A 21,782-nucleotide genomic window follows, 5' to 3' on the forward strand; every position below is an offset into this window, starting at 1 on the left:
ACGGGTCCGCACGAGAGTGGAGCCTCACCGGGCGCCCCGCCCTCCCCTTCATCCCCCTCCCCGAGAGGATCCGCCATGAGCACCGACACCCTGCACGGCACCGCCGACGCCAAGGACGCGCTGAGTCCCCTGCCCGACTCCCGACGCACCGCCCGGCTCGACGGGCAGTTCTGGATCTGGGCCGGCGCCAACATCGCCCCCATCAACTGGGTGCTCGGCGCCCTCGGCGTGAACATGGGCCTCGGCCTGGCGGACACCGTCACCGTCCTCGTGCTCGGCAACGTGGTCGGGATGGCGGTGTTCGGCTTCTTCGTCCTCCTCGGCCAGCGGACGGGGGCGACCGGGATGCTCGTGGGACGGGCGATCTTCGGCCGGCGCGGCAACTACGTCCCGGCCGCGATCCAGGCCGTGGTCGTGATCGGCTGGTGCGCCATCAACACCTGGATCGTCCTCGACCTGGTCATCGCGCTCCTCGGCTCCGTCGGCGTCGTCGACCCGCAGCAGGCGAACGTCGGCTGGAAGATCGCGGTGGCGGCGGTGATCATGGCGGTGCAGGTCGCGATCTCCTTCCTCGGCTACCGCGCGATCGCCGCCTTCGAGCGCTGGACCGTCCCGCCGACCCTCCTGGTGCTGGCGATCATGTCGGTCGTCGCCTGGTTCTTCCTCGACATCGACTGGTCCTACGCCGGCCCCGCGGAGGGCGCGCTCACCGGAGGCGACCGCATCGCGGCCATGTCCATCGTGATGACCGCCATCGGCATCGGCTGGGGCCTCACCTGGCTCGCCTACGCCGGCGACTACTCCCGCTTCGTCGGGCCCCGCTCCTCGAAGCGGGGGCTCTACCTCGCCAGCGTCCTCGGCCAGTTCATCCCGGTGGTCTGGCTCGGCGTCCTCGGCGCGACCCTCGCGACGAAGAACGGCTCCGTGGATCCCGGGGAGCTGATCGTCGAGAACTTCGGCGCCCTCGCGATCCCCGTGCTGCTCCTGGTGGTGCACGGCCCGATCGCGACCAACGTCCTGAACATCTACTCGTTCGGCATGGCGACCCAGGCCCTCGACATCCGGCTCGGGCGCCGCGCGCTCAGCCTCATCGTCGGCGTCCTGGCCTTCGCGGCCGCGGTGTTCTTCGTCTTCCAGGACGACCTCGCCACCACGCTCGACGCGTGGCTGGTCGGCCTCGTCGGCTGGGTCGCCCCGTGGGGTGCGATCGTGCTGGTGCACTACACGGTGTTCGAGCCGCGCGTCCGCTCCTTCGGGCACCTGTTCGCACCGGTCGGCTCGCCGCTGCTGCCGGACGTCCGCTGGCGGGCGCTGCTCTCCTTCGCGATCGGCGCGACCCTGACCTGGCTGTTCATGAACGGCTCGGTGCCCGCCCTGCAGGGTCCGGCCGCGACCGCCCTCGGCGGCGTCGACGTCTCGTGGCTCGCGGGCGGAGTCTCGGCCGGCCTCGCCTACCTCCTGCTCGGTCGGGACGCTCCCGCCTGGGTCGAGCGCCGGGAGTCGGCCGCGCCGGTCGCCGCGGAGCCCGAGCCCGTCCGCGGCTGAGTCCGAGCCCCTCCGCGGGCCGGTCCCCTCGCGAGCCGGCCCGCCCCGTCCCACCCCGCACCACGAACGGAACCGCCATGCCCCTCTTCCTCTCCGACGCCGCCGTGATCACCATGGACCCTGTCTCGGGCGCCGTCCCGATCACGGCGAGCATCCGCATCGTCGACGAGCTGATCGTCGCGATCGGCCCGGGCCTCGTCCCCGAGCCGGGCGACGAGGTGATCGACGGGCGCGACCGCCTGGTCGTCCCCGGCTTCGTCAACGCCCACACCCACTCGTGGGAGTACCTCTCCAAGGGCCGCTACGACAACCTGCCGCTCGAGCTGTGGATGCTGCTGTCGTACCCGATCCTCGGGAACAGCCGCGTCGCTCCGGATCTGGTGCGGCTGCGCTCGTCGCTCTTCGCCCTCGAATCGCTGAAGGCCGGGGTCACGACCCTGGTCGACGACGTGCTCGAGAACCCTGACCAGGACGCTGAGCAGCTCGCCGCGGTCTTCGACGCGTACGACGAGATCGGAGTCCGCGCCAACATCTCGGGCCACGTGATCAGCAGGCCCTTCCACGAGACGATGCCGTTCCTCGAGGAGTACGTGCCCGCGGAGATCCTCGACCAGGCGCGGTCGGCGTCGCGCCCGACGACGGAGGGCTACCTCGCCTTCAGCCGCGAGGCGTTCGCGACCCAGCACGGGAGGGGAGGCGGGCGGCTGCGCTACATGGTCGCCCCGTCCGCTCCTCAGCGCTGCGGGCCCGAGCTGCTCGTGGGGGCGACCGAGCTGGCGCTCGAGCACGGGGCGGAGTGCCACATCCACGTCCTCGAGACGAAGACGCAGCTGGTGACCGGCGAGCTGTCCTACGGCTCGACCCTGGTCGAGTACATGGAGCGGATCGGCGCGCTCTCCCCGAACACGACCTTCGCCCACGGGATCTGGCTCACCGACTCCGACATGGAGCGGATCGCCGCCGCCGGCACGTCCGTCTCGCACAACCCGATCTCGAACCTCAAGCTCGGCTCGGGCATCGCCCCGTGGCGCGCGCTGCACGACGCGGGCGTGAACCTCGGCCTCGGCACCGACGGCTGCTCGAGCAGCGACTCTCCGCGCATGCTCGACGTCGTGAAGGCCGCGGCGCTCCTGCACAAGGTCACGGATCCGGACATCGCCACCTGGCCGACCGTGTCCGAGGTGCTCACGGCCGGCACGATCGGAGGCGCGCGCAGCGCCGTGCTCGACGACGTCACCGGCAGCATCGAGGTCGGCAAGCAGGCCGACCTCGTCGTCTACGACCTCGAGACGCTGAACTTCACCCCGCGCCAGCGGCTCGAGAACCAGCTGGTCTACTCCGAGAACGGCTCGTCGATCGACACCGTGATCGTCGCGGGCCGGGTCGTCGTCTCGAAGGGCGTCTCGACCACCGTCGACGAGGCGGCCCTCCGCGCGGATCTCGCCGCGCAGCTGGGGGAGATCGTGGCCTGGCAGGACTCGCTGGACCGGTCGAACGGCGTGCTCACCGAGCCGTTCCGGCGGATGTACGAGCGGGCGATGCGGCACGACGCCCCCGTCGACCGCTTCAGCGGCCGCCGGCTGGTCTGAGGGCGGGCCGCCTCCCGGCGGACGCTCGGACGACTCCCGGCTCGGCACCCGGACGGGCGGGGGCGCGGCTCCAGTAGGTTGCGCACATGAGGTGGCGAGCGGGAGCGGCGGCGGTGCTCGTCCTCGCGCTCGCCGGGTGCACCGCGCCGACCGACCCCGAGCCGACGACCGGGCCCACGACCGCCCCTGTCTCCGGGCCGGTGGTCGGCGGCTACGGCGACCTGCACGTCGCGCCCGACGGGTCGATGATGTTCTGCTACTCCGACCCCGACCCGGGATTCACGGGCGTCTGGCGCGAGTGCCAGGACGGGATCCGCGCCGTGAACGTCGACCCGGCCGCGATCGACGCGACCCTCGGGGAGACGGCGACGGTCGATCCGGGCGGGCACCGCTGGGTCGGCGCGGCGGCCGGGAAGCGCACCGCCGAGGACGGCACCGACGTCTACACCGTCTTCCTCGCAGGGACGCGCACGGACGACGCCTTCACCGTGACCGCGGTCGGCGAGGGCTCCTACCGCGTGCCGTCCGAGTACCAGGAGCTGCAGCCGGGAGTGCCGGGCGGGTTCCTGATTCGGCTCGAGCCGATCGGCTGAGCGGGGGCGCCGGCGCGGGCGGAGGAGCCGAGCGGGGTGCAGCGGCCGGGAGGGGCGGAGCCGGCGGACTCGCGCACCCCCCTCCCGACCCTCACAGCGGGCGCGGCCGGTACCGCTCGATCAGCGCGTCGAACAGGCCGTTCATCCGCTCGTCGACCACGCGGCGCGACTCGTCGGCGTCGTACCACTCCACGATCTCGCGGGCGCCGTCGCTGAAGCGCACCGAGGGGGAGTAGGCCGGGACGAGGCGGCGGATCTTCGCGTTGTCGAACACCATCGAGTGCGCCTTGTCGCCGATGATCCCGGCACCGAGCTCGGGGTCGGCGGCGGCGATCGCGTCGGAGGCGACGTGCACGAGGCGCGGCTCGACTCCGGCCGCCGCGGCGAGGCAGCGGTGGATCTCGTCCCAGGTCGGCGTCTCGTCGCCGGTGATGTGGAAGGCCTCGCCGATCGCGGCGGAGGCGCCGAGGAGGCCGACCAGGCCGACGGCGACGTCGTCGGCGTGCGTGAGCGTCCAGAGCGAGGTGCCGTCGCCGAGGACGACCACCTCCTGGCCGCGGCGCATCCGGTCGACGACGGTCCAGCCTCCGTCGACGGGCAGCGCGGTGCGGTCGTAGGTGTGGGAGGGGCGGACGATCGTGACCGGGAAGCCGCTCGCGCGGTACTCGGCCACGAGCAGGTCCTCGCACGCGATCTTGTCGCGGGAGTACTGCCAGTAGGGGTTCCGGAGCGGAGTCGACTCGGTGACCGGGAGGCTGCGCGGCGGCTTCTGGTAGGCCGAGGCCGAGCTGATGAAGACGTACTGGCCCGTGCGGCCGGCGAACAGGTCGATGTCCTGCTGCACGTGCTCGGGCGTGAAGGCGACGAAGTCGATCACGGCGTCGAAGCTCCGGTCGCCGAGGGCGGCGGTCACGGAGTCGCGGTCGCGACCGTCGGCCTGCACCTCGCGGACGCCCTCGGGCAGCGGGCGGAGCGACGTCCGCCCCCGGTTCAGCACGGTCACGTCGTGGCCGAGCCGCAGCGCCTCGCGGACGCAGGCGGCGCTGATGATGCCCGTCCCGCCGATGAACAGCACGCTGAGCGACATGGATCCTCCTCCGGCGGCACCCGCGGCGGACGCCTCCCGATCCGATTCCCCCACATCGGGGCGCCGCACGCGAGTCCCTTGACCCGGCTACAGCTCGACGGGACGCCGGTGCTCGTCCTCCGGCTCGGGGGCGAGCAGCGCCTCCGGAGCGGCCGCCGCGGTCGGCACGTCGGTCGCCGTCCGCTGCTCGAGGGAGCGGCCCCAGGCCGTGCCCGCGAGGATCAGCGCGATGCCGAGGAAGCCGACCGGCGCGATCGGGTCGCGGGCGAGCGCGACTCCGACGACCGCGGCCCACACCGGCTCGGTGCCCAGGAGGAGGCTGACGCGGGAGGGGGAGGTGCGGCGGACCGCCCACGTCTGCACGAGGAAGCCGAAGACGGTGCAGACCAGGACGAGGTAGAGGAACAGACCGGCGCCCACGGGGTCGAGTCCCGCGACGTACTCGGGGATCGGCACGCCGACGAGGAGCGACGCGGCGCTGAACACGACGGCGCAGGTGCCGAGCTGCACCGTGGTCAGGCGGAGGGAGTCCATCGGCGCCCGGGCCGAGAGGCGGTGCATCGACGTGACGTGCACGGCCCGCACGACGGCGGCGCCGAGGATCAGGAGGTCGCCGGGGGAGAGCGGGCGGAGGGCGCCGTTGCCCGCGAGCAGCGCGACTCCGACGACCGCGACGAGGCAGGCGAGCAGGAAGCGGCCCGGGAGCCGGCGCTTCGAGACGGCGGAGTCGAGGATCGGCGTGATCACGATCGTCAGGCTGATGATGAGGCCCGCGTTGGTGGCGGAGGTGCCGGCTATGCCGTAGGTCTCGAGCGCGAAGATCGTCGCGAGCAGCGCCCCGATGGTCACGCCGACCCGCCACTCCGCCGCGGTGATCCGGTGCCGCCGCGCCGCGACGATCACGGCCAGGCACAGGGCGGCGAGGGTCATCCGTGAGCCGAGCAGCGCCATCACGCTGGAGTCGGTGACGAGCTCCTTCGCCGCGAAGTAGGTGGAGCCCCAGGAGGCGGCGACCACGAGCAGGAGGAGGTCGACCCGGAAGCGGGAGAGGAGAGCGCGCACGGCTCATCGTGGCGGCACGGAGACCCGAAGGACAAGACTGCATCTTCTTCGCCGACGCGTAAGTTGGAACTCATGGAACTCGGACAGCTCAGGGCTCTGCGGGAGCTCGGCGAGCGCGGGAGCATCGCCGCCGTCGCCGCCGCGATGCGGGTGTCCCCCTCCTCCGTCTCGCAGCAGATCAGCGCGCTGCAGCGCCGCACACCGACGGCGCTGACCTTCCGCGACGGGCGCCGGACCGCACTGACCCCCGCTGGCCGCGCTCTCGCGGCGGCCGTGGTCGAGGTGGAGGTGGCGCTCGAGCGCGCGGCCCGGGCGGTCGCGGACTTCGAGGGGGAGCCGAGCGGCACGGTCTCGGTCGCCGCGTTCCACAGCGCGGGGCTGGCGATGTTCGGCCCGCTGCTGGAGGCGCTGTGCGCACCGGGTCGGCCGGGCGTCGCGCTCGCCGACTTCGACGTGGCGCAGAGCGCCTTCGCCGGGCTGACCGCGGATCACGACCTGGTCGTCGCGCACCGGCTCGCCGGCAGCGCCGAGTGGCCCGGGACCGTGCGGTCGACGCCCCTCCTCTTCGAGCCGCTCGACCTCGCGCTCCGCCGCGACCATCCGCTCGCCGCGAAGGACGTCGTCCGCCCCGCCGACCTCCGCGACGAGGAGTGGGTCGCGGTGCACGAGGGCTTCCCCCTGGAACGGGCGATCGACGCCATCGCGGTCCTCGCGGGCGGCGACGCGCGCATCCCGCACCGGATCAACGACTTCCTGGTCGCGGCGGCGGTCGTGTCGGCGGGCGACGGCGTGGCGCTGCTGCCGCGGTACACGACCGACCTGCGGCGCACGCCGGAGGTGGTGCTGCGGCCGCTCGGGATCCCGGGGCTCGGCCGCCACATCGACTGCCTCGCCCGGCCCGAGACGCTGGAGCGCTCGGCCGTGCGGGCCGTGCTCGAGCAGCTGACCGGGATCGCCGCGGGGCTCGCCGCCGCGCCGTAGCATCGTGCCGTGCACCGCCTGATCGAGACCACGGCCGGAGACCCGGCAGCCACGGACCTCTTCGCCCTGCAGGAGGCCGACCTCCTCGCCCGCTACGGCGGCGACGACACCGGTCCGCGCCCTCCCGCCGACGCTCCGACCCTGCTGCTCGAGGTCGACGGCGGGCTCGTCGGCTGCGTGGCGCTCGCGGTCGAGGACGGGATCGGCGAGATCAAGCGGATGTTCGTGGTGAGCGCCGCGCGGGGCCGCGGGCTCAGCCGCGTGCTGCTCGCCGGCGTCGAGCGGCTGGCGGCCCGCGAGGGCGTGGAGCTGCTCCGACTGGTCACCGGAACGGAGCAGCCGGAGGCGATGGCGCTCTACGCGAGCGCCGGCTACGACCCGATCGCGGGCTACGGCTACTGGGGCGACGAGCCGAGCGCCCGCTGTTGCGCGAAGCGGCTCGACCGCGAGTCCCTGCTCGCCGACGCGGGCTGACGCCGGGCTGCCCGTTCGGCCGTCGCGGGTCGGCGCCGGTCTGCCCGACCGGCCGTCGCGGGCCGGCGCCCACTGACGTCGGGTTCTGGGTTCGGCCGTCGCGGGCAGGCGCCCACTGACGTCGGGTTCTGCGTTCGGCCGTCGCGGGTTCGCCGGGCTGCTCGTTCCAGGGTGCTCGCGAGCCGTGCCGCCCGCTCGGAGGGTCCGCGCCGACGCGTCGGGTGCGGGTCCGTGGCGTCGAGACCCGACCGCCCAGCGGTGCGGAGAAGCCGCGAAAGATGAGGCGCGAGAGGCGCGGCGCGCCGCCTTAGGACAGGTTCGCGCCAGAGCGGCCTCGAGCGGCGTGCCCCGTCGCGCAGCAGGCGACTCTGTCGGAGCAGCGCGGGCATCCTCCCGTGCCTCTCACCCGACTCTGCCCCCGATACCCAGGGGTGCACGATGACAAGAAGGACTCCGATGCAGAACGAAGACACCAGTACGCCGACCGCCGCCCCCGATCGTCTGACCCAGCGCCGAACCGTGGTGAAGGGCGCCGCATGGGCCGTTCCCGTGGTGGCCGCCTCGATCGCCGCTCCGATGGCCTCGGCCTCGACCGCCCCCCAGTGCGCCCTGCAGGACACGCAGCGCATCGACGCCACCTCGACCACCGCGCTCGCGGCCCGGACGATCCCCGTGCCCGCGGGAACCCAGTGGGTCCGCTTCACGGCGGTCGGCGGAGACGGCGGCGGCGTCCGCACCGGGTCGGACGTCACCAACGCCGGTGCGCGGGTGACGGGCACCATCCCCGTCGACGCGCTCGGCGGAGCGTCCGAGATCGTCATCACCGCGGGCTCGGGCGGCAGCAACCAGGCCGGCGGCCAGGGGCTCGGCAACGGCGGGGCTCCGGGCACTCCGGGCTACATCGGCTCCGGAGGAGGGGGCGGGGCCAGCGGGATCACCGCCGCGGGCTCCCTGCTCGTCATCGCGGGCGGCGGCGGCGGTAGCGCAGCCGGCTTCACCTCGAACGACTTCACCCGGTCCGCCCGCGTCGGGCCGAACGCGGCGTCCGGCGGTCCCGTCGGCGGCTCCGGCTACGAGAGCGCCGTCTCGCGCGCGGACAGCAGCACCGGCTCCACCGAGCAGGCCCGGAGCACCGGCGGAAGCCAGACCGGGCCCGGGCAGCCCGGTGTGACGACGGTCAACGTGACCGAGTCGGTTCTCGGCAGCCCGGGCTCCGGGCGCGACGGCGGTGCCGGCGCACCGAGGACGAACGCGAGCCGCCAGGTGACGTACGCGTCCGGTGGCGGTGGCGGCGGTTACTTCGGCGGTGCCGGCGGCGGCACCTCCCTGTGGGTGCGCGGTGGCGGCTCCTACGCGGCCAACGCGTCGACGGGCGGAGGAGGCAGCAGCTTCGCCGCGTCCAGCGTGACCGTCGAGAACTCGGACGTCGACACCCGTCCGCAGACGATGGGCTACGTGGAGGTCGCCTTCTTCGTCTGCGAGTAGCGCCTGCCCGAAGGCCTCCTGAGCCTCCGTGGTCGCCCGCTCCGGCGCGCGACCACGGAGGCTCGTCGTCGTCACCGTCCACTGCACGTCGTCCCCGTCCTCCTGATGTTCCGATCACCATATCAGTATGGGGCAGGATGCGCCAGACCTCAGTCCTCCTGCGGCTCCGCGCCGTCGTGCTGCAGGCGCACCAGGACGCGGCGGAGGTGCATGGCCGCGAGGACGCCGGGACCGAGGGTCCGGGACGTCGCTGCGGTGCGCTCGTCGACGACCTGCACGAGGTGCCGGATCGCACGGGCCGCGCCTCCGATCGCCCGGTGGGTCGCGGGAGAGCCACGGTCGTCGCGGTCGATCGCGTCGGCGACCGCTCGGCAGGCCTCGCTCAGCGGCGGGCCGAGCGCCGGGTCGAACGGGAGCGCACCCGGCCGCTCCCAGATGGTGTCGGCGACGGCGTCGCTGAGATCGCGGACGTGGAAGAGGATCGCGTCGAGCGTCTCCAGGCGGAGGTGGTCGGGCCGGGAGTCGCGCCGGTGCAGCAGCGCGCGCGGGTTGCCCTTGCGGCTCTCGTCCGCGTCCGCGAGGGCCGCGCGGACCTCCTCCGCCGTCCGGGCCAGCTCCTCGCCGTTGCGCGCCCACGCCTCGTGCTCGGGCGGCCACGTCTCCTCGAGCGCGGCGGCCAGCTGGCGCAGGTGCTCCGCGAGCTCGCGCTGGAACGCGTCGACCCGGGCGGACGCCGCCTCGACGGTGAGCCCGGGGGCGACGACCACGTTCACGAGCAGCCCCACCACCACGCCCACCGCCATCTGCACGAGGTAGCCGAGGGAGTAGTCCTCGGCGTCGGCCCCGCCGATGATCAGCACGAAGAGGGCCGCCATCGGCACGTACTCGCGGCCCGCGCCGAACCACCCCGTCCCCGAGAGGACCACGCCGATCCCGACGACGAGCGGGATCGTCCACCAGGTCGGGCCGACAGTGACCACCACGAGGGCGGCGAGCCCGATCCCCGCCGCCAGGCCGAGCAGGGTCTGCAGTCCGGTGCGGACCGAGCCCATCAGGGTCGGGTACATGCTGACCAGGGCGCCGAGCGGCGCGTAGTACGGGTACTGCTCCGCGACTCCGGGAGCGAGCGGCGCGACGGCCCAGGCGATGCCGACCGCCAGCGCCGTCTTGAGAGCGAGCATCAAGCGCGAGCCGGTGACCGCCTCCCTCCAGGCGAGGGCGGCGCGGGACGTCCGGGTGCGGGGCATCCCGGCACCCTAGGCGAGGGGCGCGGCCCGTCTCTCCCCTCTTGACAGCGGCGGCGGAGGCGCGGAGCGGCGGTGGAGGGCCGAGGACGGCGGCTCGGGACAGCAGAGCTGTCCACAACTCAGGACGAACATCCGATCCGTCCCTCCTGATCCGCGCCGTTCCGCGGGGCGCTGCGAAGCCTTCCTCCGTGACGAAGGCGACCGCGGGTCGTGCGGTCCGCGTGAGGCGGTGCCATCCCTCGACGATCCACCCAGCCGTCTCGACGGCAGGGTCCCGATCCCCGTCTCAGCGCGCCAGATGCTCGAACAGGGGATCCGTGTACGTCGTCACCGCCGCGTATCGGGCGGTCAGCCGCCGGTACTCCTCCGCCCGCTCGGGGTCCGGCTCGACGCGGTCGCGCTCGGAGACGGTCGCGGCCACGGCGGTGTCGAAGTCCGGATGCACGCCGGCGCCCACGAGCGCGCAGATCGCGGCACCCGTGCCCGCGGCGTCGGTCACGCGCATCCGCCGGGCGGGCCGGTCGAACACGTCGGCGACGATGCTCATCACGAGGTCCGAGCGGGAGCCGCCGCCCGAGACCACGATCTCGGCGAAGCGGCGGCCGAGCGCCGTCTCCATCCGGTCGACGTGCCCCCGCATCGTCATCGCGATGCCCTCCAGGATGCTGCGGTGCACGTGGAAGCGCCCCTGCCGTCCGTCGAAGCCGAGCAGCGCACCGCGGCGGTCCGGAGCGTCTCCGGGCGCGAGCCAGTCGAGCAGCGCGATCAGGCCGTCGGCGCCGGGCGGCACCAGGGCTGCGCCCGCGTTGAGCTCCTCGTCGGTGAGGCCTCCGGCGAGCAGGTCGCGCCACCAGCTCACCGTCCACATGCCGCGGCGGATCCCTCCGCTCTCGTAGAGGTAGCGGCCCGGCTCGCTGCCGAAGTTCACCCAGTACGCGTCCGACGAGGGGGCGAAGGGACCCGTCGACATCGCGGCGATGTAGGTGCCGAGGGAGAGGAGCAGCTGGTCGTCGGAGCGCAGGCCGCTGCCGAGCGCCTCGACCGCCTTGTCGTTCGCGGTTCCGAAGACCGGGAGCCCGGCAGGCAGGCCCAGGGCTCCGGCCGCCTCGGCGCTCACCCGTCCGAGGAGCTCCCCCGGGTCGACCAGCTCGAACAGCTGCTCGGGCCGGAGGCCGGTCGCCTCGTAGGCGGCGGGGTCCGTCGACCAGCGCCGTGTCGCCTGGTCGATCGGCCAGACGCCCTGGTGGTTGGCGGCCGCGTCCCGGCGCTCGCCGGTGAGGCGGTGAGTGATGTAGCCGGAGGAGGTCGTGACGGACGCGACTCCCGGCCGCTGCACGTGCGGGCGCGAGACGCGCTCGTCCATCCAGCTCAGCATCGGCTCGGCCAGGCGTCCGTCGGCGTCGAGCAGCGCGCGGCAGAAGCGGATCGTGCACAGCCCCAGGCCGACCAGTTGCGCCGGATCACCCCGGAACGACGCCGTCGCCTCAGCGCAGGCGTCGACGATCGACTCCCAGACGTCGTCGCCCGGATGCACGACGTGACCGGGCTCGGGCGTCTCGTACCCGCGGAGCCGGCGCTGCGCCGAGGCGTGCACCGTCCCGTCCTGATCGAGGATCAGCACCTTCGTGCTCTGGGAGCCGTTGTCGACCGCGACGACGTAGCGCGCCTGGTCCGCGGTGCTCACGAGTCGAGGGCGATCAGCGTGCCGGCGTTCATCACGCCTCGCGGGTCGAAGGCGTCCTTGAGCGTGGTCAGCATTCCGAAGGCGGAGCCGTGCTCCTGCTGCGTCCACGGCGTGCGGTACTTGCCGATGCCGTGGTGGTGCACCATCGACCCGCCCAGGCGCAGCGACTCCTCGACGATGATCGCGTTGAGCGGGACGTGGTACTCGTCGATCTCCTCGCGCGGGGACACCTGGATCGCGTAGTCGTAGACGAAGTAGAGGTTCGTGCCGGTCTGGTAGCTGTGCGACGAGTGCGCGCCCAGCATCGTCAGGTCGGCGGCGCGGGGGAACTCCCCGCGGATCCGGGTCATGACCGCGTCGTAGAGCGCGCGCACCCGGGACCAGTCGATCGAGACCTCGGTGGTGTAGCCGAGGTGCGCCTCGCGCAGCATCGTCTCCTTCTCGGCGTCGATCTTGTCCTGGCCCCAGTTGAGACCGTCGAACCAGCGCTCGATCAGTGCCGTCTCGACGCGCTGGTGCGGACGGGAGGCGAACATCTCCTCGATCGCCTCGGCCGTGGCGTCCGCGATCCGCTTCGGGCCCTCGGCGACGAGGATCACGACGCTCCTCCCCCCGGCGAAGTGCGCGAAGTGCTGGGCGGCGTCCTCGGGCGAGTACGCGCGGCAGACGGAGGGGCGGTAGCCCGCGGTCACCAGCTCGCGCAGCGCGTCGACGCCGTCGGCGAAGTCGTCGACGAGGAAGCCGAAGAAGCGGTTGTTCTCGGGCTGGTACCGGAACACCTTGATCGTCACCTCGGTGATCACGCAGAGCGCGCCTTCGTTGCCGATCACGATGTGGCGGAGGTCCGGTCCCGCGGCGCGGCGCGGCACGTTCTTGATCCGCGCGACCGTCCCGTCCGGGAAGACGGCCTCGAGTCCGACGACCATGTCCTCGATCGCACCGTAGAGCGTCGAGAACTGGCCGATGGAGCGCGTGGCGACCAGGCCGCCGTACTGCGCGAGCGGCTTCGACTGCGGCGAGTGCCCGGTCGTGAGCCCCTGCTCGCGCAGCTCGTCCTCGAGCCGCTGCAGCGGCACTCCGCACTGCACGGTCGCCATCATGTCGACCGGGTCGATCGAGAGGATCGCGTCCATGCGGGAGCCGTCGAGCACGATCGTGTCCTCGATCACGGTCTCGAGGCCGCCCTCGGTGGCCGTGCGGCCTGTGCGGGGGACCACGTTGACCAGGTTCGCGTCCGCGAACCGCAGGACGGACGCCACCTCCTCGGCGGTGCGCGGGTAGGCGATCACGGCGGGGATCGGCCCGTCGAAGATCCCGTGCACCGACTGGTACTTCTTGAAGCGGTCGACGGAGGCGAGCTCCAGCTCGCGCGGGTCGGTGTCGACCGATCCCGCGCCGAGCAGCTCGGTCACGGCGGCGACGATCTCGTCGCGGCGGAGGGGGGAACGGGAGGCGGCCATGCGGTGGTCCATCGCTTTCGGGAGGGTCGGGAGGGAGGTCATCAGCGGACGAGATAGCCGCCGTCGACGACCAGGACGTGGCCGTTGACGTAGTCGGAGGCGCGCGAGGCGAGGAAGACGGTGGCGCCCATCAGGTCGCCCGGGTCGCCCCAGCGCTCGGCGGGGATGTGCTCGAGGACCCGTCGGTCCGCGTCCGGGTCGGCGCGGGTGGCGGCGGTGATGGCGGTAGCGAAGTAGCCGGGAGCGAGAGCGTTGACCTGGATGTTGTCGCGGCCGAGCTCGTCGCAGTAGGCCTTGGTGAAGCCGACGATCCCTGCTTTGGTCGCGGCGTACGCGGGGGAGCCCTTGCCGCCGAGGAACGAGAACAGCGAGGCGATGTTGATGATCTTCCCGCCGCCCTGCGCGCGCATCCGGACCGAGGCCTCATGCGCCAGCTCGAACGCCGCGGTCAGGTTCACGGCGAGCATCGGGTCCCACTGCTCGCGGCCGAAGTCGTCGACGTCGGCGAGCAGGCAGATCCCGGCGGAGTTCACCAGCACGTCGATCGCTCCGAAGCGCTCGACGCAGGTCTCCACGACGCGGGCGGGCGTGCCCCGCACGCTGATGTCGGCCTCGACGAACTCGTAGCGCGCGCCGGTCGCCTCGACGAGCCGACGGGTGGTGCCGTCGTCCTCGGCGAGGCTCGGCACGAGCACGTCGGCGCCCGCGGTGGCCAGGGCGAGGGTGAAGGCGCGGCCGAGGCCGGTGTTGCCGCCGGTGACGACCGCGGTCCGGCCGGCGAGCGAGAAGTAGTCGGTCGAGAAGTCGGTGATCTCCATCGAGAGGTCCTTTCCGGGTCTCAGGCGCGGTGCGGATCGGCGATGCCGACGTAGCGGGTCTCGAGGTACTCCTCGATGCCCTCGGCCCCGCCCTCGCGGCCGAGGCCCGACTGCTTCACGCCGCCGAAGGGCGCGGCCGGGTTGGAGACGACACCGGCGTTGAGGCCGAGCATCCCGGTCTCGAGCTCCTCGGCGAGTCGGAGCCCGCGGTCGAGATCGCGGGTGAAGGCGAAGGCGACCAGGCCGAACGGCGTCGCGTTCGCGAGCTCCACCGCCTCCGCCTCGGTGTCGAAGACGACGATCGGGGCGACCGGGCCGAAGATCTCCTCGTCGAGGATCCTCGCGTCGCGCGGCACGTCCGTGAGCACGGTCGGCTCGTAGAAGTAGCCCGCACCCGGGACGGCGGAGCCGCCGAGGGCGAGCGTCGCCCCGTCCTCCAGGGCGCCGGAGACGAGCTCCGACACCTTCCCGCGGGTCGCCTCGTCCACGAGCGGTCCGAGAGTGGAGCCGGGCTCGGTGCCACGGGCGACGCGGAAGCCGGCCATCCGTTCGACGAAGGCCGAAGTGAAGCGCTCGGCGATGCCGCGCTGCACCAGGAAGCGGTTGGCGGCTACGCACGCCTCGCCCCCGTTCCTCATCTTCGCGAGCACGGCGCCCGAGACGGCGGACTCGAGATCGGCGTCGTTGAAGACGAGGAACGGGGCATTGCCGCCGAGCTCCATCGAGACCCGCAGGACCTGATCCGCCGAATCGGCGATCAGGCGGCGGCCTACCTCGGTCGAGCCGGTGAAGGACAGCTTGCGCAGCCGCGGGTCGCGCAGCATCGGACCCGTGACGGCTCCGGCGCTGGTCGTCGGCAGCACCGTCAGCACGCCGTCGGGCAGGCCCGCCTCGCGGAGCACCTCCGCCAGCAGCAGGGCGGTCAGCGGTGTGAGAGCGGCGGGCTTGAGGATCATCGTGCACCCGGCCGCGATCGCCGGCGCGATCTTGCGGGTGGCCATCGCCAGCGGGAAGTTCCAGGGGGTGATGAACAGGCACGGACCGACCGGGCGCTTCAGCACCAGGAGGCGATTGAGTCCGTCGGGTGCTGTGGCGTAGCGCCCGGAGATCCGCGGTGCCTCCTCCGAGAACCAGCGCAGGAACTCGGCGCCGTAAGCGACCTCGCCGCGCGACTCCGCCAGCGGCTTGCCCATCTCGAGGGTCATCAGCAGCGCGAAGTCCTCGGCGCGCTCGGTGACGAGCTCGAAGGAGCGGCGGAGGATCTCGGCGCGGGCGCGGGGTGCGGTCGCGGCCCAGTCGCGTTGCGCGGCGGCCGCGGCGTCGAGCGCGCGGGCGCCGTCCTCGGGGCGGGCATCGGCGATCTCGAGCAGCGTGCGGCCGGTGGCGGGATCCTGGACGGCGAAGGTGGAGCCGTCGGCGGAGTCGGTCCAGCCGGAGCCGAGCAGCAGCTGCACGGGGATCCGGGCGAGGAGGGCGGCCTCGTCGGCTGCGGTGGTCATGGGGGTCTCCGGGGTGGTTGTCGTGGCGGTCACAGGCGCAGGTCCCGCCCGATGAGGTCCTCGTAGAGGCGGAAGGGCGTCATCTCTCCGGCGCGATCGCCGTAGGAGGCGCGGGCGCGGCGGTAGATCTGCTCCACCAGGCCGCTGAGCTCGGCGGGCACGCCCACCGAGCGGGCGAGGTCGATCGAGAGGCCGAGGTCCTTGCAGGCGAGAGCGATGGCGAAGCCCTCGTCGTAGTCGCCGGCGGTCAGGATCGAGAGCACGTCGCGCTCGACGAAGGTGCTGTTCGCGGGGCTCGCGATGAGGGAGTCGCGCAGCACTCCGAGGTCGACGCCGGCCTTCGTGCCGATCGCCAGCACCTCGGCGGTCGCGACCAGGTGGGAGAACCACAGCTGGTTGATCATCAGCTTCACCGCGTATCCGGTGCCGTGGCCGCCGACGTGCAGGATCCGCTCCGGATCGCCCATCGCCTCGAGCACCGGGCGGACCCGGGCGACGTCCTCGGCCTCTCCGCCGACGAAGATCTGCAGCATCCCGCTGGCGGCGCCGACGGCCATGCCGCTGACCGGCGCGTCCAGGACCCGCAGGCCCCGGTGCCGTTCCTCGGCGCGGACCCGGTCCGCCACCTCGGGGACCGAGGTCGACATGTCGATCCAGGTGCCGCCGTCGGCGATCCCGGCGAGGATGCCCGAGGGGCCGCCGACGACGTCCGAGACGTGGCGCGGAGTCGGCAGCATCGTGATGACGAGGTCGCTCGAGGCCGCGACCTCGGCGGCGGTCGCCGCCCAGACGGCGCCGCCCGCCACCAGCTCGTCGGCCGACTCGCGGCGGATGTCCGTGACGACGAGCGGGAAGCCGGCCTTCTGCAGGTTCCTGGTCATCCCGGAGCCCATGTTGCCGAGGCCGATGAACCCGACGGTCGGGGTGGTGGCGGGGGGCATGGTGATCGTGTCTCCTGTCATGGGACGGCCGGAGCCGTGTAGAACGGGTTCGCCGGAGCGCCGCGGGCGGCGAGGACGTCCTCCAGCGGCGGCAGGCGTCGGGCGCCGTTGCGGAGCGCGGTGGCGGTCGCCTCGCGGTTGTGGCGGTAGACGGCGTCGGCGTCGTCGGCCGCTGCGTTCACCCAGACCGCGGCGATCACGACGCACTCGTCCACCACGGCGGGATCGACGGAGCCGTCGGCCACCGCGTCCGCCACTCCCGCCGCGACGCCGGCCTGCGCCGGGCCCCAGATCATCACGCCGTGCTCGTCGCCGGCCGGGGCCGACTTGGTGACGAAGAGCGTGAGCGGCTTCACCGGGAGCGAGGGGCGCAGCACCGCGACGAAGGGGACGTGGCCGGCGCTGGGAGTCGCGAGCGCGGTCGCCCAGGCCGTCCCGGCCGGGCCGGTGCGGGCGCCGAGAACGGTGTTGATGTGGGCGGCGTTGACGCCCTCGCCGACGAAGCTCTCGCCGACTTCGAGGATCGGGGCGGTCATCCGAGGAGCCCCTGCTCGTCGAGCCACTCGCTCGCGACGTCCTCCGGGTCCTCGCCGTCCACGTCCACGCGGGCGTTGAGCTTCTGCATCTCCTCCGTGGTGAGAAGCGGGGAGACCTCGGCCATCACGTCGGCGATCGCCGGGTACTCGTCGAGCACCGACTGCTGGAGTGTGAAGCCGCCCTGGTAGACGGGGAAGAACTGCTGGTCGTCCGCCATCACGGTCAGGTCGAGGGCCGAGATGCGGCCGTCGGTCTGGAAGACCTCGCCGAAGTTGCAGTCGTCGCCCTTCTGCGTGGCGGTGTAGATGACGCCGGTGTCCAGGAGCGTGACGTTCGAGTCGGGCACGTCGAGCCCGTAGGCCGTCTTGAGGCCGGGCCAGCCGTCGTCCCGGGTCGAGAACTCGCTCTCGATGCAGAAGGTCTGCTCGTCGGCGGGCAGCTTCGCGACGTCGCTGAGGCTCTTCACGCCGAGCTCCTCCGCCTCGGAGGAGCGGATCGCGAAGGCGTAGGTGTTGTTGAGGGGCGCGGGGTCGAGCCAGGCGATGTCCTTCTTCGCGTCGGCCTCCTTCACCGCGGCGAACTGGGCCTCGGCGCCAGGGATCGGCGACGTGTTGCCGTTGTAGGTGATCCAGGAGGTGCCGGTGTACTCCCAGTAGCCGACGAAGTCCTTGTTCTCGAGCGCCTGGCGCACGTTCGCCGAGCCGACGAGCTTGGTGTTCGCCTCGAGATCGGCGCCGTGGGCGTTGAGGAGGTCGGTGGTGATGTGGGCGAGGATGTACTGCTCCGAGAAGTCCTTCGACCCGATCTCCCCGGAGAGGCCCGAGAGCTCGTCCCCCGCTCCTCCCGAGCCCTGGGAGGCGCCCCCGGAGCATCCGCTCAGGGCGGCGACGCTCGAGACGGCCGCGGCGACGATGACGACGGTTCGCTTCTTCATGGTTGTTCCTTCTGTGCAGGGGTGTGCGGGGTGCGGAGGTGCAGGAGTGAGGGGGCGGGCCGGCGGCTAGAGGCCGCGCGGGCGCACGGCGTCCTCGACCAGGCCGGCGGCCCAGTCGATGAGCACCGCGATGCAGGCCACGAGCACGGCGCCCGTGATCAGGACGGGATAGCGCTGCAGCTTCAGGCCGTTGACGATCATGTCGCCGAGCCCGCCGGCGTTGATGAAGGTGGCGATGGTGGCGACGCCGACGCAGAAGACGAGCGAGGTGCGGAGCCCGGCGAGGATCACCGGCGAGGCCAGCGGCAGCTCGATCCGCCGCAGGACCTGGTTCGGGGTCATCCCCATCCCGCGCGCCGACTCGCGGACACCGGCGTCGACCTGCTCCAGCCCCGTCAGCGTGTTCCGCAGCACGGGGAGGAAGGAGTAGGCGACCAGCGCGACCAGTGCGGTAGCGAATCCGGTCTGCCACACGATCGCCAGCAGGATCACCACGCCCACCGCGGGCGTCGCCTGGCCGATGTTCGCCAGGCCCAGCACGACGGTGTGGAACACCTTCGACTCCGCCCGGTAGACGGCGATGCCGGCCGGGATCGCGAGGACCGCGACGAGCGCTGAGGCCGTCACGGTGAGCACGACGTGCTCGCCGACGCGGGCGAGGATGTAGCCCGGGTTGAGGGTGCGCTGCTCGATCGAGTCGAGGGTGCTGCTGCTCAGCCAGAGCAGGGTGACGGCGAGCACCACGACCACCGACAGTGGAGCGGCGACCCGGCGGAGCACACGGCCCGAGCGGCCCGTCCGGAGCGCGACGGGGGGAGCGATGACGGCCATGTCAGCGGTCCTGTCCCGGCGCGGCCAGCGGATCGGAGTCGCCGGTGAGCACCGCCGAGATCGCGGCGTGGTCGAGGGAGCCGCGGACGGTTCCGCCGCCGTCCACCACGTCGACGCAGGGTGCTCCGGTGAGCACGAGCAGGTCGAGGGCGTCGCGGAGGGTGGCCGAGAAGCCCACCCGCGGCGACCCCGAGGGGCCCGCCGCCCCGAGGCGGGCGCCCCGCACCGGGATCAGTGCGAGGCGCTTGAGCGCCGCGCCGCTGCCGATGAAGGAGGCGACGTAGTCGTTCGCCGGCGCCGCGAGGATGGCTGCCGGAGTGTCGAACTGCTCGATGCGCGACCTCTCGCTCATCACGGCGATCCTGTCGCCGAGGCGGATCGCCTCATCGAAGTCGTGGGTGACGAAGATGATCGTCTTGCCGATCTCGCTCTGCAGGCGCAGGAACTCCGCCTGCAGCTTCTCCCGCGTGATCGGGTCCGTCGCGCCGAACGGCTCGTCCATGAGCATGACCGGCGGATCGGCGGCGAGAGCCCGCGCGACTCCGGCCCGCTGCTGCTGCCCGCCGGAGAGCTGCTTGGGGTAGCGCTGCGCGAACTGGCCCGGGTCGAGCTGCACCGTGCGCAGCAGCTCGTCGACGCGCTCGGCCGTGCGCTGCTTCGTCCAGCCGAGGAGCCTCGGGACGACCGCGATGTTCTCGGCGATCGTGAGGTGCGGGAACAGGCCGATCTGCTGGATCACGTAGCCGATGTGCCGTCGCAGCTGGTTGGGATCCAGGCTGAGCACGTTCTTGCCGTCGATCCGGATCACTCCGCTCGTCGGCTCGATGATGCGGTTGATCATCTTCATCGTGGTGGTCTTGCCGCATCCGCTCGGTCCGACGAACATGACCAGCTCGCCGGGCTCGATCCGCATCGAGAAGTCCTCCACAGCGGGTGCCGACTGGCCGGAGTAGGTCTTGCTGACGCCCTCGAGCTCGATGGCGACTCCTCCCTCCCGCTGCGAGATCGCGGAGAGGAAGCCCGTGTCGGTGGGTTCGGGGGTGGTCATCTCAGGCACGCAGACCTCTCGAGGTGGTGAAGCGGGTGATCAGGAGGAAGGCGGCGTCGACCAGCAGCGCCAGGACGACGACGGCGACGGTGCCGGTGAGGGCGTAGTTGAGCGCGTTCTTCGAGCCGAGCGAGGAGAGGCCCTTGAAGATGTACTGGCCGAGGCCGGGACCGGCGACGTACGCGGCGATGGCGGCGATGCCGATGGTGAGCTGCGCGGCGACGCGGACGCCGGTGAGGATGATCGGCCAGGCGATCGGCAGCTGCGTGGTGAGCAGGACCCGCAGCGGACCCATCCCCATCCCGCGCGCCGCCTCGAGCACGTGGCTCGGGACCTCGCGGAGGCCGACCACCGTGTTCCGGATGATCGGCAGCAGCGAGTAGAAGACCAGCGCCACCACGGTCGGCGCCCAGCCGAGCCCGAGCACGGGGCTGAGGATCGCCAGCAGGGCCAGCGAGGGGATCGTGATCGCTATGCCGGCGGCGGTGATGGCGAGCGAGCGGGGGATCGGGCGGTCCCACACCAGCAGGCCGATCACGACGCCGAGCACCAGGGCGATGGCGAGCGAGACCGCCACGACGAGCACGTGCTCGAGGACGAGCTCCGCGATGTCGTCGGAACGGCGACCGAGGAAGACGACGAGTCCGGAGACGTCGGATCCGGGCACGGATGACTCCCTTCTCTTCATTGAGCGGGGCCGCCGAGTGGCGACGTGGTCAGAGTACGAAGAGCGGTGCCATAAAGACAATGGATGTTGCTCATATGACAACTGCCGTCTACCGTGGCGTCATGCAGGACGACAGCGCAGCACCCCGGCGCAATTCCTCGGGCCTGGCCCGCGACATCGAGATCCTCGAGATCCTGGGCGGTCCGGAGGCCGAGGAGTCGGGCGGGCTGGGCGTGATGCGCATCGCGCAGCTCACCGGCCGCGACAAGGCGGTCATCTCGCGCAGCCTCGCCACGCTCTCCGACGCGGGCCTGCTCGACCGCGATCCCGTCACGCTCGGCTACCGGCTCGGGAGCCGGATCTTCTCGCTCGCCGCCCGCACCCTCGAGTCGCAGCTGATCGCGCGGTCGCGCCCGCACCTGCGGAGGATCGCCCGCTCGACCCGGGAGACGACGCACCTCTGCGTCCTCCGCGGCGGCAATGTGCTCACCGTGCTGAGCGAGCTCAGTCCCCACGAGGTCCGCACCACCGGCTGGGAGGGAGTCATCACGGCCGCCTGGCGCACGCCCTCGGGGCGGGTCCTGATCAGCGACTGGGACCGCGCCTCCCTCTCGGCCTGGTACGACGAGCACGGGCACGACCGGCCGGTGGTGGGGCCGGTCGATCCGGCCATGGCCGCGGCCGGCTTCTCGGTGCTCGAGGAGCCGCCGGTCGACAAGGCGGTCGTCTCGGATTTCGACTCGCTCATCGCCGAGCTCGCGCGGATCCGCGAGCGGGGCTGGGCCACGCTCGACGAGGAGCTGGAGCGGGGGGTGGTGGGCGCCTCGGCCCCGGTCCGCGACTTCTCGGGCCGCATCGTCGCGGCGATCAACGTCAGCGCCCCGAAGTCGAGGATCGGATCGCAGCTGGACGCGCTCGGTGCCTACGTCTCGCTCACGGCGCGCGAGCTGTCGACGTACCTGGGTGCGCCGGCCTGAGCGCGGCGCGGTCGGCGCTCCGGGCGGTCGAGCCGTTCGCAACGGAGGACGAACGTCCGATCCGGCCCTCCTCGCCCGCGCCGTTCCGCGGGGCGCCGTGGATCCTTCCTCCGTTGTGAACGCGACCGCGGGGACCGCAGGCGCCGTGAGCCGATGCCACCCCCTCTGACGGGGGCCGTTGAGTTCGCGCAGACGCCCTGTTACCGTGAACAAACCGTGCGGCCGGCGGCGTCGGAGACCTCGAGGTGGAGGTCGCGCCGAATCCTGCGAGGCACGGGAAGTCCTTCTCCGAGGTCCACCGGGCCTCTCTCCGCGGCGCCCTC

20 protein-coding genes are annotated in these 21,782 nt (G+C 72.5%); 7 read left to right on the forward strand and 13 right to left on the reverse strand.

The window, feature by feature from the left end; genetic code table 11:
- The first annotated feature begins 75 nt into the window (after positions 1–75).
- The 3 genes from C5C59_RS00185 (at position 76) to C5C59_RS00195 (ending at position 3,727) form a co-directional block, all read left to right on the forward strand.
- Positions 76–1,545 carry a cytosine permease gene (locus C5C59_RS00185; RefSeq protein WP_104251197.1) on the forward strand — a complete coding sequence of 490 codons (1,470 nt, stop codon included), beginning with the start codon at positions 76–78 and terminating at the stop codon, positions 1,543–1,545.
- A gap of 77 nt (positions 1,546–1,622) precedes the next feature.
- Positions 1,623–3,134, forward strand: coding sequence for an amidohydrolase family protein (locus C5C59_RS00190; protein WP_104239388.1), 1,512 nt, complete (start codon positions 1,623–1,625; stop codon positions 3,132–3,134).
- Between the two features lie 86 nt (positions 3,135–3,220).
- Positions 3,221–3,727, forward strand: a complete 507-nt coding sequence (locus C5C59_RS00195) for a hypothetical protein (RefSeq protein ID WP_146082883.1) — start codon at positions 3,221–3,223, stop codon at positions 3,725–3,727.
- Positions 3,728–3,818: 91 nt separating this feature from the next.
- On the opposite strand, the gene C5C59_RS00200 is transcribed toward C5C59_RS00195, so the two are convergent.
- Entirely contained in the window at positions 3,819–4,814 is a 996-nt protein-coding gene (locus C5C59_RS00200; protein ID WP_104239390.1) for an SDR family oxidoreductase, read from the reverse strand.
- A gap of 87 nt (positions 4,815–4,901) precedes the next feature.
- On the reverse strand, positions 4,902–5,876 hold the full coding sequence (locus C5C59_RS00205) for a DMT family transporter (protein WP_219812490.1): 975 nt from the start codon (positions 5,874–5,876) through the stop codon (positions 4,902–4,904).
- 72 nt (positions 5,877–5,948) lie between these two features.
- Here C5C59_RS00205 and C5C59_RS00210 point away from each other — a divergent pair, with 72 nt between their 5' ends.
- The 3 genes from C5C59_RS00210 to C5C59_RS00220 all read left to right on the forward strand — a co-directional run bounded on the left by C5C59_RS00210 (position 5,949) and on the right by C5C59_RS00220 (position 8,816).
- On the forward strand, positions 5,949–6,857 hold the full coding sequence (locus tag C5C59_RS00210; RefSeq protein WP_104239391.1) for a LysR family transcriptional regulator: 909 nt from the start codon (positions 5,949–5,951) through the stop codon (positions 6,855–6,857).
- 9 nt (positions 6,858–6,866) lie between these two features.
- Entirely contained in the window at positions 6,867–7,331 is a 465-nt protein-coding gene (locus C5C59_RS00215) for a GNAT family N-acetyltransferase (RefSeq protein ID WP_104239392.1), read from the forward strand.
- A 456-nt stretch (positions 7,332–7,787) separates the two neighbouring features.
- A complete protein-coding gene (locus tag C5C59_RS00220) occupies positions 7,788–8,816 on the forward strand; it encodes a hypothetical protein (protein ID WP_146079736.1) in 1,029 nt (342 codons plus the stop codon).
- Between the two features lie 149 nt (positions 8,817–8,965).
- On the opposite strand, the gene C5C59_RS00225 is transcribed toward C5C59_RS00220, so the two are convergent.
- The 11 genes from C5C59_RS00225 to C5C59_RS00275 form a co-directional block, all read right to left on the reverse strand.
- Positions 8,966–10,063: an aromatic acid exporter family protein gene (locus C5C59_RS00225; RefSeq protein ID WP_104239394.1), complete on the reverse strand. Its 1,098-nt coding sequence runs from the start codon at positions 10,061–10,063 to the stop codon at positions 8,966–8,968.
- A gap of 286 nt (positions 10,064–10,349) precedes the next feature.
- Positions 10,350–11,747, reverse strand: coding sequence for an FGGY-family carbohydrate kinase (locus C5C59_RS00230; RefSeq protein WP_104239395.1), 1,398 nt, complete (start codon positions 11,745–11,747; stop codon positions 10,350–10,352).
- Positions 11,744–13,249, reverse strand: coding sequence for an FAD-binding oxidoreductase (locus C5C59_RS00235; RefSeq protein ID WP_258062496.1), 1,506 nt, complete (start codon positions 13,247–13,249; stop codon positions 11,744–11,746). The genes C5C59_RS00230 and C5C59_RS00235 overlap by 4 nt, the downstream gene beginning before the upstream one ends.
- On the reverse strand, positions 13,249–14,025 hold the full coding sequence (locus C5C59_RS00240; protein WP_104239396.1) for an SDR family oxidoreductase: 777 nt from the start codon (positions 14,023–14,025) through the stop codon (positions 13,249–13,251). The genes C5C59_RS00235 and C5C59_RS00240 overlap by 1 nt, the downstream gene beginning before the upstream one ends.
- A gap of 20 nt (positions 14,026–14,045) precedes the next feature.
- Positions 14,046–15,524: an NAD-dependent succinate-semialdehyde dehydrogenase gene (locus tag C5C59_RS00245; RefSeq protein WP_104239397.1), complete on the reverse strand. Its 1,479-nt coding sequence runs from the start codon at positions 15,522–15,524 to the stop codon at positions 14,046–14,048.
- Between the two features lie 29 nt (positions 15,525–15,553).
- Positions 15,554–16,465, reverse strand: coding sequence for an NAD(P)-dependent oxidoreductase (locus C5C59_RS00250; protein WP_104239398.1), 912 nt, complete (start codon positions 16,463–16,465; stop codon positions 15,554–15,556).
- Between the two features lie 17 nt (positions 16,466–16,482).
- Positions 16,483–17,001, reverse strand: a complete 519-nt coding sequence (gene fae, locus C5C59_RS00255) for a formaldehyde-activating enzyme (protein WP_104251198.1) — start codon at positions 16,999–17,001, stop codon at positions 16,483–16,485.
- On the reverse strand, positions 16,998–17,936 hold the full coding sequence (locus tag C5C59_RS00260) for a glycine betaine ABC transporter substrate-binding protein (RefSeq protein ID WP_104239639.1): 939 nt from the start codon (positions 17,934–17,936) through the stop codon (positions 16,998–17,000). Before C5C59_RS00260 ends, fae begins: the two co-directional genes overlap by 4 nt.
- A 66-nt stretch (positions 17,937–18,002) precedes the next feature.
- Positions 18,003–18,767, reverse strand: a complete 765-nt coding sequence (locus C5C59_RS00265; protein WP_104239638.1) for an ABC transporter permease — start codon at positions 18,765–18,767, stop codon at positions 18,003–18,005.
- A 1-nt stretch (position 18,768) separates the two neighbouring features.
- Positions 18,769–19,815 (reverse strand): ABC transporter ATP-binding protein, encoded by a 1,047-nt coding sequence (locus C5C59_RS00270; protein WP_104239637.1) that lies wholly within the window; start codon positions 19,813–19,815, stop codon positions 18,769–18,771.
- A gap of 1 nt (position 19,816) precedes the next feature.
- Positions 19,817–20,482 (reverse strand): ABC transporter permease, encoded by a 666-nt coding sequence (locus C5C59_RS00275; protein WP_308470727.1) that lies wholly within the window; start codon positions 20,480–20,482, stop codon positions 19,817–19,819.
- Positions 20,483–20,604: 122 nt separating this feature from the next.
- Here C5C59_RS00275 and C5C59_RS00280 point away from each other — a divergent pair, with 122 nt between their 5' ends.
- Positions 20,605–21,459 carry an IclR family transcriptional regulator gene (locus tag C5C59_RS00280; RefSeq protein WP_104239641.1) on the forward strand — a complete coding sequence of 285 codons (855 nt, stop codon included), beginning with the start codon at positions 20,605–20,607 and terminating at the stop codon, positions 21,457–21,459.
- The last annotated feature ends 323 nt before the right edge of the window (positions 21,460–21,782 follow it).

Source organism: Rathayibacter sp. AY1F4 (assembly GCF_002931775.1).
Taxonomy (GTDB): Bacteria; Actinomycetota; Actinomycetes; order Actinomycetales; family Microbacteriaceae; genus Rathayibacter.